We start from the raw sequence: 14,259 nt of genomic DNA on the forward strand, positions 1-14,259 counted from the left end.
CAATGCCGGATGCCGCATCTCTTGAAGGCGAAGAGCCGACTCTGGATCGCCTGATCGGCGATCTGAAGGCGCTTGAAATGCTGGCAGACGGCTGGGATGAGGCGGCCCGCAACGGAGCCCATGCAAGGGCTGAAGCCGTAGATGCATTGAACAAGGAGGCGTTCCGACGGTTGATCGGAGCGCTTAAGGACAACCCAGAGTTTGGCAACGCCCTGAAAGAGGCGGCCCGGGATGAAGTGGTCTACGCCGTGTTGCGCCGCCACGGGATATTGCGGCCATCGCTCTACGAACGGGTCGAGGCGGCGCTGGAAACGGTGCGCCCGAGCCTGGTCAGCCATGGCGGCGATGCCGAGGTCGCTGCGGTCGAAGGCAAGCGCGCAGAAATTCGGTTTCTGGGTGCCTGTGATGGGTGCCCGGCGTCACAACTGACGTTCTATGCGGGTGTCAAAAAGGCCATTCAGGATCAGGTTCCCGAGATCACCGAAGTGAAACAGGCCAAGGGTCTGGGCGGTGGCGGGTCGGACGGCGTTCAGTTCACGTCGCCCTTTGCAAATTACGGCGACAACGAGTGGACAACGGCGCTGCCGCTGGATGATCTGGCCGATGGCGAAACGCGCTTTATCGACATCGACACTCATTCAGTGATCATCACCCGCTTTGCCGACAAGGTAAGCTGCTTCAAGAATGCATGCGCCCATATGGGCCTTGAGATGACCCAAGGCGATATCATCGAGACGATCCTGTCCTGCCCGCATCACGGGTTTCGATATGCGCTTGAGAGTGGCGAGTGTTTGACTGCTCCCGAGGTGCAATTGCAGCCGCACGCGGTGCGGGTCAAAGGCCCCAATATCGAAGTGAGGATTATCGCGTGAAAGTCTCGCTGTCCCGCTCGTTCAGCCCGCAAAAGGCGCCCGGCACCATAACCCCCGGTGCGCCGTTGTTGGGTGGGCAGGGCGCCCGCGTCATTTTGGGCAGCGACGGCGGTTCACTTGTACAGGCGATCACGCCCGCGCCGCACCTGATGTTCGGGCCGCGCGGCGTGTGCCTGCATCCGGACGGCTCGCTTTGGGTGTCAGACACGGGGCATCACCGGGTGCTGGGATGGAAAACCGTCCCGACAAATGACGACACACCTGCCGATATTCTTTTGGGTCAGCCCGACTTTGGCCGCGAGGGCCGAAACGCCAAGGGCCCGGTGGCTGCGAACACCGTGAATGTGCCGACCGGGATCGTTGCATTTCGGGGTGGGCTGGCCGTGGCCGACCCGTGGAACCACCGCGTGCTGATCTGGCGCGAAACGCCCACCGGTCCCGACCACGAGGCTGATATCATTCTTGGTCAGCCTGACGCCCACAGCGCACTGGCAAATTTGGGTCTGTCGCATGCGCGCGCTGATACGATGCACTGGCCTTACGGGGTCTCGGCGGATGGCAATCGGTTGATCGTATGCGACACCGGAAACCGCCGTGTGCTGATCTGGGACGATCCGCAAACCACGGGTCAACCGGCGGATCTGGTTCTGGGACAGCACGATTTCACCTGCCGGGATGAAAATGCGGGCGGGGCGGTTTCGGACGTATCGATGCGCTGGCCGCACATGGCCATCGTCTGGCAAGGCGGTCTGGCGGTGGCAGATGCCGGCAACAACCGGGTGATGATATGGGATGCGTTTCCCGGCCAGAACGGCACCCAATGCGACACGGTGCTGGGACAGGCGGATATGACCGCCTGCGACCACAATATGGCGTCGTATTATCCCACGTCACAAGCGATGAATATGCCCTATGCGCTGGCAACACTTGGGTCGACGCTGGTGGTGGCTGACACGGCCAATTCACGACTTCTGGGATTTGAGGATACCGGTATGGCGGCCCACGCCGACCGGCTGACGGCGCAGCCGGATTTTGCGGCCAAAGGCGACAACCGCTGGGGCATTGCCGAGCGCGATACGGTGTGCTGGCCCTATGGGCTGTCTGCTCTGGGCTCGACGGTGGCGGTGGCCGACAGCGGCAACAACCGCATTCTGATCTGGGACGCGGCGACATGACCGGTGCCCGCTTCACCGTTTCTGGTCAGGTTCAGGGCGTAGGCTTTCGCCCGACGGTCTGGCGGCTGGCGCATGAAATGGGCCTGACGGGCGATGTGAAAAACACCGGCGAAGGCGTAGTGATCCAGCTTTGGGGGGACCATGTCGCAACCTTTCCAGACAGGCTGCACAGCGCACTGCCGCCGCTGGCGCGCATCGAACGGCTCGATGTCACACCCCTGACCGACCCAGCCCCTTGCGGATTTGAAATCACCGCATCGCAAGAGGGCGAGATGCGAGGCAATGTGACGCCAGATGCCGCAACCTGCGCCGATTGCCTGGAGGAAATCCGCAATCCGTTTGAGCGGCGCTATCGCTATCCGTTTGCCAATTGCACCAATTGCGGGCCGCGCTTTTCGATTGTGCAGGCCGCTCCCTATGACCGCGCTAAAACAACCATGGCGCCGTTTGATTTCTGTCCACCTTGCGAGGCGGAATATTCCAACCCGGTCGACCGCCGCTTTCACGCGCAGCCGGTGGCCTGTGGCCGGTGCGGACCGAACATCTGGATCGAGAAACTTGGCAAGGGCGCGGTGAATCTCGAAGCGTTTTCAATGCTGGATGACGTGGATGCCACCGGCGGGATGATCATGAATGGTCACATCGTCGCAATCCGGGGTCTGGGCGGTGTGCATCTAGCTTGTGACGCCACCAACGCCGCGGCCGTGGCCGAATTGCGCAGGCGCAAATCGCGCACGGGCAAGGCCTTTGCCCTGATGGCCCGCGATCTGGATGTGGTGCGCGCGTATTGCGAGGTGTCGAAGATCGAGGCCGATCTTCTGTCGAGCCCGCAAGCACCTATCGTTCTGCTGAAGGCCAAGCCCAACGGTCTGCCAAGCGAGATCGCGCCGGGTCTGGATCGTCTTGGCGTAATGCTGCCCTATACGCCGTTCTATCACATGATCCTGCGGCGCATCGGGCGCCCGGTGATCATGACCAGCGGCAATCCTTCGGGTCAGCCGCAATGCATCGACAATCAGGAAACCCGCGACCGTCTTGCCGATATCGCAGATTTCGCCTGTCTTCATAACCGCGACATCGCCAACCGGATCGATGACAGTGTTGTGCGCGTCGATCTGGGCCGTCCGCGCGTGCTGCGCCGGGCGCGTGGATATGCGCCGCAGGGGCTTGAACTGCCAGCCGGGTTTTCCGACGCGCTTGAGGTTCTGGCGCTCGGTGCGGAACAGAAGAACACATTCTGCCTCGTCAAGGACGCCCGCGCCATCATGTCCCAGCACATGGGCGATCTGGAGGATGTGGCCACAAACGCGGATGTGACGCGCAATCTGGGTCTATACGAAAACCTCTTTGATCATGCTCCAGATATAATCGCTGTCGATCAGCATCCGCAATACCTGTCCACGCAGCGCGGGTTCCAGATGGCAGGCGACCGGCCTGTGATCCAGGTACAGCATCACCACGCGCATATCGCCGCGTGCCTGGTCGAGAACAACCGGCCCCTGAGCGCAGAACACGTGCTAGGCATCGCGCTGGACGGCACAGGCCTGGGGGATGACGGCACGATCTGGGGCGGTGAATTCCTGATCTGCGACTACCACGGGTATCGCCGGGTCGGCTGTCTGAAACCAGTTGCACTGCCCGGCGGTGTGGCCGCCGTGCGTGAGCCATGGCGCAATGCCTATGCGCATCTGATGGCCGAGATGGGCTGGGGCGAGTTTGCAATCAACTTTCCCGATCTGGAGGTCTTCAGCCGTATGCGGGACCTGCCTCGCGACACTTTGGATGCGATGATCAAGTCTGGAACGAATTCGCCCTTGGCGTCGTCCTGTGGCCGGCTGTTCGATGCCGCTGCCGCGATTGCAGGCATCGCTTGGGACCGGCAGAATTACGAGGGCGAAGCCGCGATCCTGTTCGAGGCCGCCCTTGATCCTGACGCGCTGAACGAGCCAGATGATCTGGCCTATCCGTTTTCAATACCGCTGATGGGCGGCAAGGGCATGCCCTATATCGAGCCGCTGGCCGTCTGGCGCGCCATGCTGGGCGATCTGGTTCTGCAGACACCCATTGGCACGATTTCGGCAAGGTTTCACCGGGGATTGGCCCGCGCCATTGTCGAAATGGCGGTGCGGCTGACCAAAGACACGGCCATCGACACCGTCGCCCTGTCGGGTGGCTGTTTTCAAAACGCGACGCTGTTCGCGCTGGTTCATCAAGGCTTGGAAGGAGCAGAGCTGACGGTTCTGAGCCATTCCGACTATCCGGCGAATGACGGCGGTATTTCACTGGGGCAAGCCGTGATTGCCCTGGCAAACACACAAGGGGAGGACGCAAAATGTGCCTAGGAATTCCAGGACAAATTACCGAGATCTCGGATGCGACCCGCAAGCTCGCCATGGTCGACATCTCGGGCGTGAAACGTGAGGTCAACGTGGCCTGCATCGCGGGTGATGACCCGTTGGAGGACTTGATTGGCACGTGGACCTTGATCCATGTCGGTTTTGCCATGAGCAAGATCAACGAAAAGGAAGCGGCCCTGACACTGGAGGTCCTGCGCGAACTTGGCGAAGCGCAGGAAGAGATAGAGGCGATGCGGGCCAGTGCGGCCATGCTGTCGGAAGCGTCATGAAATACGCTGATGAATTCCGCGATCCGGTGGCCGCCAAAGGCGTGCTGGCTGCCATCGAACGCGTGACCAACGAGATCGGAGCGACCAAGGAAAAGCCGGTTCATATCATGGAGATTTGCGGCGGGCATACGCACGCGATCTTTCGCTATGGTCTGGACAAGCTGACCCCGCCGGGGCTGGAGTTCATTCACGGCCCCGGCTGCCCGGTTTGCGTCCTTCCGATGAGCCGCGTGGATGAATGCGTACAGATCGCCGAAGATCCGAATGTGATCTTTACAACCTTTGGCGATGCGATGCGCGTGCCGGGCACCAAGAAATCCCTCATGCAGGCCAAAGCCGACGGCGCCGATATCCGCATGGTCTATTCGCCGCTGGACGCGTTGGAACTGGCGCGCCGCAACCCCGACCGCGAGGTGGTGTTCTTTGGCCTTGGGTTCGAGACGACCACGCCTTCGACGGCCCTGTCGATCCTTCAGGCCGATACCGATGGGCTGACGAATTTCACTATCTTCTGCAACCACATCACCGTGCCGCCGCCGATCAAGGCGTTGCTGGATGACCCTTATATGGTCTTGGATGGTTTCGTGGGCCCGGGCCATGTGTCGATGGTGATCGGCACCGAACCTTACCAGTTCATCGCGCGCGACTATGGCAAACCCATCGTGGTGGCGGGGTTTGAACCGCTTGATCTGTTGCAATCGGTGCTGATGGTGCTGGAACAAATCCGCGATGGCCGTGCCGAGGTGGAAAACCAATATGCGCGGATCGTGCCCAACGAGGGCAACCCGGTATCCATCGCCGCCTGCGAGCAGGTCTATGAGCCGCGCCCAACCTTTGAATGGCGCGGTCTGGGTGAGATTGATGAAAGCGGATTGCGCATTCGCGACCGGTACAAGGCATACGATGCCGAGGTGAAATTCAACATCGGCTACGGCCGCAACACATCGTTCACAGAAGAACAGGAAGGTTGCGCCTGCGGCGACGTCATGACCGGGCGGATCAAGCCCCACGCGTGTCCGCAATTCGGCAAGGGCTGCACGCCCGAGATGCCGCTGGGGGCCCTGATGGTCAGCTCGGAAGGGGCCTGCGCGGCCTATTACCAATATGGCGGCCTTGATCTGGAGCCGGTAGAATGAACGCGATGGACCGCCAGCCCAGACGCGTCGTTGCCGACAAGGTGACGATGGCCCATGGCGGGGGCGGCAAGGCGATGCGCGACCTGATCGAGGATGTGTTCACATCGGTCTTCTGTCCGCCCGGCATGGAAGATCAAGCGCGGCTGATGGATGATGCGCTCACCGTACCCGGAGCGCGGCTGGCCTTTACGACGGACGGGTTCGTGGTGTCCCCGATGGAATTTCCCGGTGGCGATATCGGTAAGATCGCTGTCTGCGGCACTGTGAACGATCTGGCTGTTGGCGGGGCGAAACCGCTGTGGCTGTCAGCGGCCTTTGTCATCGAAGAAGGTGTCGAGATTTCGACGCTGCGCCGGATCGCGGCGTCGATGCAAAATGCCGCCGATGATGCGGGCGTTGCCATTGTGACGGGTGACACAAAGGTCGTCGGCAAAGGATCAGGCGATGGAGTTTTTATCACCACATCCGGCATCGGCGTGATCGCGCCGGGCCGCGACCTGTTGGCCGAAACCGTGCAGCCCGGTGATGTTGCCATCGTCAACGGCGTGCTTGGTGATCACGGTGCGGCCATCCTTGCCGCGCGCGGCGATATGGCGCTGAGCACCGAAATCCCGTCGGACTGCCAACCGCTCAATCATCTGATGGAGGCAATATTGTCTGCTGCCCCCGGCACGCGGGTTGCAAGAGATGCGACACGCGGCGGGCTGGCCTCGGCCCTGAATGAAATCGCCGATGCTGCCGGTGTCGGCGTTGAAATCGGCGAAGACGTTCTGCCTTTGCGCACCGAAGTCAAAGGCGTTTGCGAGATTTTGGGGCTGGATCCACTCTATCTGGCCAATGAAGGTACATTGGTGATCTTCGTTCCCGAGGATCAGGCCGACGCGGCGTTGTCCGCGATGCACGCCACCGATGCGGGCCGCGAGGCCGTGATCATCGGCAAGGCCACCACCCAGCATCCCCGAACGGTGGTGATGAAAACTGTCTTTGGCGGTCTGCGCATTGTCGACATGCTGGTCGGTGAACAACTTCCGAGGATTTGCTAATGGCCTTACTGGAAAATCTTACATTTCTTGATGCGTCGTCATCGTCTGGGTTCCTGGTTTTGGGTCTTCTGTTTGGCATGGTTCACGCCCTCGAAGCAGATCATTTGGCTGCGATCATTACGCTTAGCAGGGGCGGAAAAAACAAGCTCCTGCTGCGAGGCGCCTTCTGGGGCCTGGGTCACACGGCGACGTTGCTGATCATGTCCATTGGCGTGATTGTGTTCAGCCTCGTTCTCAATGAGCAGCGCGCGGCAACGTTCGAATTTGCTGTTGGCGTCATGCTGGTTTTTCTCGGAGCACAGGTCGTGCACAGGTTTCGCAAGGACAGGCTGCACTATCACGTCCATCAACATGAGGGACAGGGGTATCACATGCACGTGCACAGTCACGCGTCCGATGTGGCCGACCATTCCAAAAGCTCGCATGCCCACGTACACGCCGAGCGATTTCCCCTGAAAGCCTTTTTCATTGGTCTGCTGCACGGCGCGGCCGGATCGTCCGGGCTCATCGTGCTGGCGGTCTCCAAAACTGGCGACCCCTGGCTGGCTGTCGGATATGTCGGTCTGGTCGGCCTTGGGTCCGTTCTTGGCATGGCGGCCATGTCCGTTGTTGTCGGTTGGCCGGTGCTCCAGGCGCCGAAAATCGCAAAAGGCCTTCATACCGCCGTGCAGATGTCCATTGCTGCGGTCGTTGTCGCCATCGGCCTGTCAATCATGTGGGAAACCGGACCAGTGGCCTGGGGGACTGGTTGATGCACGAGCTTGGACTGGCCCGCAGCATTGCGGGTATCGCAGAAGAAAACGCCAAAGGGCGAAGGCTCAAGGAAGTCCGCGTGGCGATCGGCCCACAGGCCTGTGTGGAACGCGGCGCACTGACCTTTTGCTGGGATCTGGTGACCGAAAGTACCGCTATTTCCGGGGTGTCCTTGGGATTTATCGATGCGGACAACGACACATTCGTCGTACGCGAAATAGAATTTATGGAGGAAGCATAATGTGTGGAGTATGCGGCTGCGCCGACCCTGCAAACGAGGTTTCGATGACCGATTCTCAAACCGGCGTCAAAGTCCTGTTGCGGGACGATCATGCGCATGACCACGGACATGATCATGATCACGCGCATTCTCATGACGACCATCACCACGGTCATGATGAGCCGCATGTCCATGGCCCGGGCGGCGAGATCATTTCCCTGGAAACTGCAATTCTCGGCAAAAACAACGAAATCGCGACCCGCAACCGCGGCTGGTTCGAAGGGCGCGGCGTCATCGCCCTGAATATCGTCTCCTCGCCCGGATCCGGTAAGACTACGCTGCTTGAAGAGACGATCAAGCGCATGAAGGACAAAGCCGATATCGCGGTCATCGAAGGTGATCAGATGACGTCGAATGACGCCGATCGTATCCGCGATGCAGGCGCCCGTGCCGTCCAGATCAACACCGGTGCCGGGTGCCATCTCGAAGCGGATATGATTGCCTTCGCCGTACAATCTTTGGATCCCCAAACCGGGTCAATCCTGATGATCGAGAATGTGGGAAATCTGGTGTGTCCGGCCATGTTCGATCTGGGCGAAAAGATGAAAATCGCTGTGATTTCAACGACGGAAGGCGAAGACAAGCCGACCAAATACCCACATATGTTCCGCGCCGTGGAATGGGTCGTCATCAACAAAATGGATCTGGCTCCGCATGTGGATTTCGATGAAGAAGCCTGTCGGCAAAACATATTGGAGGTCAATCCGGGAGTGAAAATCTTCTGCCTGTCGGCCCGAACGGGGGATGGCATGGATGCATGGTGTTCGAGCCTGGCCGAATTGAAAGCCTGAAATTGAACGGATTGGTGAGTTACCTCTCCTGTCAAGTCACTGCTGTGAGACCCTCATCCATATCGTGAGTGCAGCGCACCAATCCGTGTAAAAAAAAGATCACCACCCAGCCGCAGATGGACTATCGAATTGCGACCCCTCCACCTGCCGGATTATTTGCGTGCCTAGAGCGCCAATTTAGGGTGTGTACCTGCGCGCTGTTGAAAGCATTTAGCTGCTCCAATTTTGCAGCGGTCTGAACGGTCTTTGGTACGGCGAGCCATGAATTCGCCCCCGGCTTCTTGCAGCGACCAGAATGAGTGACCGGTTCTCCCGCTGCACTGCGGCACAAGCATTTTTGCTCGTGCAACATTTTTCACGCTGCGAGCGCGCGCAGCGAAAACTAAAGACTTCTGCAATGGGCTCGTTTGAGACCTTCGCGGCATCCCGCCTTAACGTCGGCAATGGCGTGAAAGGGCGTCTGTGCGCAGATGTTTTGGTCATCCCCATAATGTAGAGATCTCAAGAGTCTTATCGTCCGGGAAGTTTTGCTGTAACGTTCGATCGTCGCGTGAACGGGGACTCTGAGTTGAAACAACCTTCAGATCGTAAACAGGCCTGCGACAAAGTCGATCTGTCCAAGGTCCATTCCTCCGACAGCCGATCTCGGGTCGCTCTGAGTGTTGCCGATATGCCTAGAGACCTAGGCGAGCTGCTGGATAGGGGCCTTGAGGACCATTTCCGTGACCGCTGACATGAAATCTCATTATGCCTGGTTTCGGTCCAAGGTGGAGGAGGCGCTGAATGACCAGCAGGCCGCGACACCTCATTCCAACGTAATGAATCTTGTGCAGGCGGTGATTGATGAGAAGCGCCGCCAACAGTCTTGAACAGTGCGTTCTGGTCTTACCTGGTACCTTCGTGCGTTTCGGGGTGTTTTGGTGGGTTGCCGCCGCTTCTTCTGTCAAAAAAAGTGTTTGCCGATCGGCTGCGTGACTTAGCCTTTGATTCGGACAAGGGCGGGTCGCGCTCGTAATCTGAAATTCTGCACTCACTCTCGTTGCCCAACCTCCGTCATAGCTTTCGGCGGAAACCCCAAAAAGTGTAGAGCGGGCTTTTTGTCCTTTGGAACTCAGACCCTGATCCAAAGGAAAATCCCCATGTCCAAACCCAGAACGGCCAACCCGGCTCTCGCAATCTCCGAAGCCGATCTCGCCTCTGCGCTAGCGCTTATCGGCACAGAGATCCACCACCAACCCCTGCGCAGCTCAGCGCTCGCGCGCGTCATGCGCGAGACGTTTCATGGCAGCGATGCCGGCGGTGCCTGGGACTGGCGTATGGCATATGACCTGATGCAGGCCGCGGCTGTCCAGGTGCTGCTGCGTGGGGACGGCGTGGCAGGTGATGTCGCCGCTGCAAGGCTGCTTGCCTCGCGGCTGCTGACGGAAACGCGCCGGTCAGAGCAGCAGATCCGGCTGCAGCAGTTTTCCACTCCGCTGACTTTCGCGGCGCTGGTCTTGCGGGCGGCGGCGATCCGCAAGGGCGAGACCGTGTTGGAGCCCTCGGCTGGCACCGGTGCCCTGGCCGCTTTCGCCGCCCGGGCCGGTGCCACGCTTTTGCTCAATGACATCGACCCCTTTCGCCAGCGTCTCCTGCGCGCGGTTTTCGGCGGCGAGGTCACAGGCCATGACGGCGAGCATATCGATGATCTGCTGCAGACCCCGGTTCTACCCGACGTCGTGGTGATGAACCCGCCCTTCGCTTCCTCGGTCGACCGCTCCCGGGACAGGCACATCGCTGCCAAACATCTCATCGCGGCTGCAAAGCGCCTGGCACCAGGTGGGCGGCTGGTGGCGATCATGCCGCCGGGATTCACACCCGAACGCGATGCCGCGCATTGGTCACGCGCCTGCGGTCTCCTGACGCCGCGCTTGGCGTTGACGATGCCGGGGCAGGTCTACCGCAAGCTCGGCACATCTGTCGAAACCCAGCTCATGGTGTTCGACAAGGTGCAGGAGGATGGCGAGATGATCCGCGCCATTGTGTGCGATCTGGATGGGGCCCTTCCTTTTGTCGACGCCGTGGCCGCAACCCGGCCCGAGATGCGCCCGGCCCAACGGGTTGAAGCGATCCCTCATCCTCGGCCGACCGTTCGATCATCTGTCCCGCGCAAGACCGCTGCCGGCGTTGTCACCGCCTCCAAAGCCCGGGCCAATGCCGTCCGTCCGCTCAGCTTCACGAGCCTTCAGACCCCGCGCAACAACACGCCCATCTCGGACATCTATGCGCGCTACCGTCCGCAACGGATCGAGATTGCGGGTGCGCAGGAACATCCCACCCCGCTCGTCGAAAGCATCGCCATGGCCTCGGTTGCCCCGCCCATGCCCTCAAACACGGGCAGTCATGACTTGCGCCTGCCCACACGGTTGATCGAGGAGGGAGATCTCTCCGAGGCGCAGCTCGAGACCATCATCATGGCGCATGATGCCCATGGGCGTGATCTGCCCGGTCGGTTTACCATCGATGACGACCAGACCAAGCTGACGCGCGCCGATGATGACCCGGATGCACGAGCCTATCGCCTTGGCTATTTCCTCGGCGACGGCACCGGGTGCGGCAAGGGCCGCGAATGCGCGGGGCTGATCCTTTTGAACTGGCTGGCGGGGCGCAGGAAGGCGATCTGGGTCTCCAAATCCGCCACGCTTATCGAGGACGCGATCCGCGACTGGACCGATCTCGGCGGCTCGCCTGCCGACATTCAGCCAATTTCCAAATGGAAACCGGATCAGCCCGTCCCGATGGGCGACGGAATCCTCTTCGTCACCTACGCCACGCTGCGGTCCGCGGGCAAATGCGGTACTACGCGACTGAGCCAGATCCTCGACTGGATGGGCGAAGACTTTGAAGGCGTACTGGCCTTTGATGAGGCCCATGCCATGCAGAACGCTGCCGGGTCTGTTGAGGGCAGGGGGGTCAAACCCTCCCAACAGGGCCTTGCTGGCCTCCGGCTGCAACTGGCAGCACCACGCGCCCGCGTCTTCTACATTTCGGCCACGGGTGCCACGAGCGTGCACAACCTGGCCTATGCCGCGCGGCTGGGGCTCTGGGGGCAGGGCCCCGACTATCCCTTCCCGAGCCGCGAGAGCTTTGTGTCGGCGATGGAAGCCGGCGGCGTTGCCGCCATGGAGGTGGTCGCGCGCGATCTCAAGACGCTCGGGCTCTACACGGCCCGCGCCCTCAGCTTTGATGGGGTGGAATATGACGTGCTCGAACACGCGCTGACCCCGGCCCAGATCGAGGTCTATGACGCCTACGCTGGAGCGTTTCGGACGATCCACCACAATCTCGAAGCGGCGTTGACTGCGACCGGCGTCAACGATGCCTCGGGCGAGACCAATGCGTCGGCAGCACGCGCCTCGGCCAAGTCCCGCTTCGAGAGCACGAAACAGCGCTTCTTCAACCATCTCCTGATGGGCATGAAAGCCCCGACCATCATCCGCGCAATCAAGGACGATCTGGCGGCGGGCAAGGCTTGCGTCATTCAGGTGGTCTCGACGGGTGAGAGCCTGCTGAAACGCCGGCTTGAAACGATGGACCCCGAGGATGAGCTCGTCGAGGGTGCCTTGACGCCGCGTGATTATGTGCTTGGCTACCTCGAACAGGCCTTCCCAATCCATGCGCAAAAGCTGGTCGAGATCGACGGCAATATGGTGGCCGAGCCGCTCCGCGATGAAACTGGCGCGCTGGTCGTCTCGCGCGAGGCGCTCGCTCTGCGTGACGCGGCCATGATGGAGTTGATGACGCTCGCCCCGATCCCCTCGGCGCTCGATCAGATCCTCTGGGCCTTTGGCGACGAGGCCGTGGCCGAAGTGACCGGAAGGTCGATCCGACCTCTGAAGGCGGACGATGGCCACCTCTTCATCGAGAAGCGCGCCGCCAGCAGCAATTCATCCGAAACCCAAGCCTTCATGGACGGCGAGAAGGATATCCTTATCTTCTCCGATGCAGGCGGCACGGGCCGGTCCTATCACGCGGCGCAAACGGCGAAGAACCAGAAACGGCGGCGGCACTATCTTCTGGAGCCCGGCTGGCGCGCGGATGCGGCCATTCAGGGGCTTGGGCGCACCCATCGCTCAGCACAGGTCAGCGCGCCGTTCTTCCGGGTCTGCACCTCCGATGTGCATGGCGAGAAACGCTTCACCTCGACTATAGCCAAACGCCTCGACCAGCTGGGGGCCTTGACGAAGGGCCAGCGCGAGACCGGCTCGCAGGGCATGTTCCGCGAGGAGGACAATCTCGAAAGCCCGATCGCACGGGCCGCGCTGCGCGGGTATTTCGCCGATCTTGCCGCCGGGCGCGCTGAGGCGATGAGCTACGAGAGCTTCACCGACTGGACAGCCCTGCGGCTGATCGACAAGGACGGGGTGCTCCTTGAGGAGCTTCCCCCGATCCAGCGGTTTCTGAACCGGGTGCTTGCCCTTCCCATCCACATGCAGAACGCGCTCTTTGCCGAGTTCATGCGCCGGATTGCCGATCAGACGGAACGGGCGCGCGCGGCGGGCACGCTCGATCTCGGCGTGGAGACCCTGCGTGGCGAAAAGATCGAACAGGTCTCCACCGAGGATCTCTGGACCTGCCCGAAATCCGGTGCGGTCACGCGGATCATCGGACTTGAGGTGACGGACCCGGTGCACGTGCTGTCGGCGGATGACGCGCTGTCGCGCAATCCCGACAAGCTGCCCATGGTCAACCGCGCTTCCTGCCGCGCGGCGCTCATTTCGGCGCGGCCCATGCAGATGTATGACGAGGACATCGTCACGCTGATGCGCAAGGTGGTGCGGCCAAACGGGTCGAGCTATCTGGAGGAGGCGCGGTTCGAGTCCTCGGCCTGGGAAGAGATCAGCAGGCCCGAGTTTGCAGGACTTTGGGATGATGAAGCAGCTGCTCTGCCAAAGACCACCAAGACCAAGCTCTACCTGCTGACCGGGCTCTTGTTGCCGATCTGGAAGGACATTCCGACCACCAATGAACGCATCTACCGGGTCACGCCTGACGGGGCGACGGCGATGATCGGGCGCACGCTGAGCGAGGAAGGGGCGGCAGCGCTGCGCGCCCGCTTCCTCGTGTCCAACCCGCAAACAGGGCAGGAGATGCTGACCGCCGCCCTCGGCACCACCGCACCTGTCGATCTGGGCCGGGGTCTCACCCTGACCCGTCGCCGGGTCGCAGGCGAGATGCGTCTCGAGCTGGGCGGTGCGGATCGGGGCATGATTGAAGGTCTCAAGGCCATGGGGTGTTTCACCGAGATCATTGCCTTCCAGCTACGGGTGTTCCTGCCGCATGGGGACGGGATCGACACGGGAAGCATTCTGGCCCGGATCGTGGGGCAGGAAGCCAGCATGACGTCAGAACAAGCCGCCTGAAAAGTCAAAGCGGGCTTTCGGTCGGGCGTCGCGGATCGGGGTTTGCCCGGGCTGCGCTTTCCGGGCGCGGGCAGACCAATGCCACGCCCGGCCCCCCAAATTCAGACAAGAGGACAGACCCATGACCAATCCCCAGATCGACTATGCCGCAATGGCGGCTCAGTGGCGTGCAGAGCGCGAA

Annotated in this window: 11 protein-coding genes; all 11 read left to right on the forward strand. The window is 61.1% G+C overall.

Features of this window, described 5'->3' with window-relative positions; translation table 11 throughout:
* The first annotated feature begins 2 nt into the window (after positions 1 to 2).
* Positions 3 to 872, forward strand: a complete 870-nt coding sequence (locus I3253_RS19380) for a NifU family protein (protein ID WP_037240018.1) — start codon at positions 3 to 5, stop codon at positions 870 to 872.
* Entirely contained in the window at positions 869 to 2,047 is a 1,179-nt protein-coding gene (locus I3253_RS19385) for an NHL repeat-containing protein (RefSeq protein WP_037240019.1), read from the forward strand. Before I3253_RS19380 ends, I3253_RS19385 begins: the two co-directional genes overlap by 4 nt.
* Positions 2,044 to 4,389 (forward strand): carbamoyltransferase HypF, encoded by a 2,346-nt coding sequence (hypF, locus tag I3253_RS19390; protein WP_037240020.1) that lies wholly within the window; start codon positions 2,044 to 2,046, stop codon positions 4,387 to 4,389. The genes I3253_RS19385 and hypF overlap by 4 nt, the downstream gene beginning before the upstream one ends.
* On the forward strand, positions 4,380 to 4,673 hold the full coding sequence (locus I3253_RS19395; protein ID WP_037240021.1) for a HypC/HybG/HupF family hydrogenase formation chaperone: 294 nt from the start codon (positions 4,380 to 4,382) through the stop codon (positions 4,671 to 4,673). Before hypF ends, I3253_RS19395 begins: the two co-directional genes overlap by 10 nt.
* Positions 4,670 to 5,809, forward strand: coding sequence for a hydrogenase formation protein HypD (gene hypD, locus I3253_RS19400; protein WP_037240023.1), 1,140 nt, complete (start codon positions 4,670 to 4,672; stop codon positions 5,807 to 5,809). Before I3253_RS19395 ends, hypD begins: the two co-directional genes overlap by 4 nt.
* Positions 5,810 to 5,814: 5 nt before the next feature.
* Positions 5,815 to 6,852 carry a hydrogenase expression/formation protein HypE gene (gene hypE, locus I3253_RS19405; RefSeq protein ID WP_407668425.1) on the forward strand — a complete coding sequence of 346 codons (1,038 nt, stop codon included), beginning with the start codon at positions 5,815 to 5,817 and terminating at the stop codon, positions 6,850 to 6,852.
* A complete protein-coding gene (locus I3253_RS19410; RefSeq protein ID WP_148057224.1) occupies positions 6,852 to 7,604 on the forward strand; it encodes a sulfite exporter TauE/SafE family protein in 753 nt (250 codons plus the stop codon). Before hypE ends, I3253_RS19410 begins: the two co-directional genes overlap by 1 nt.
* Entirely contained in the window at positions 7,604 to 7,846 is a 243-nt protein-coding gene (locus tag I3253_RS19415; RefSeq protein ID WP_037240029.1) for a hydrogenase maturation nickel metallochaperone HypA, read from the forward strand. The genes I3253_RS19410 and I3253_RS19415 overlap by 1 nt, the downstream gene beginning before the upstream one ends.
* A gap of 44 nt (positions 7,847 to 7,890) precedes the next feature.
* Entirely contained in the window at positions 7,891 to 8,676 is a 786-nt protein-coding gene (gene hypB / locus I3253_RS19420) for a hydrogenase nickel incorporation protein HypB (RefSeq protein WP_211285985.1), read from the forward strand.
* Positions 8,677 to 9,398: 722 nt separating this feature from the next.
* On the forward strand, positions 9,399 to 9,545 hold the full coding sequence (locus I3253_RS19425) for a hypothetical protein (RefSeq protein ID WP_156108153.1): 147 nt from the start codon (positions 9,399 to 9,401) through the stop codon (positions 9,543 to 9,545).
* Positions 9,546 to 9,815: 270 nt separating this feature from the next.
* Positions 9,816 to 14,078 (forward strand): strawberry notch family protein, encoded by a 4,263-nt coding sequence (locus I3253_RS19430; protein ID WP_197919460.1) that lies wholly within the window; start codon positions 9,816 to 9,818, stop codon positions 14,076 to 14,078.
* Positions 14,079 to 14,259 lie beyond the last annotated feature (181 nt).

Origin of the sequence: Thiosulfatihalobacter marinus, from assembly GCF_016019955.1 — a bacterium.
In the GTDB taxonomy this organism is placed as follows: domain Bacteria; phylum Pseudomonadota; class Alphaproteobacteria; order Rhodobacterales; family Rhodobacteraceae; genus Shimia; species Shimia marinus_A.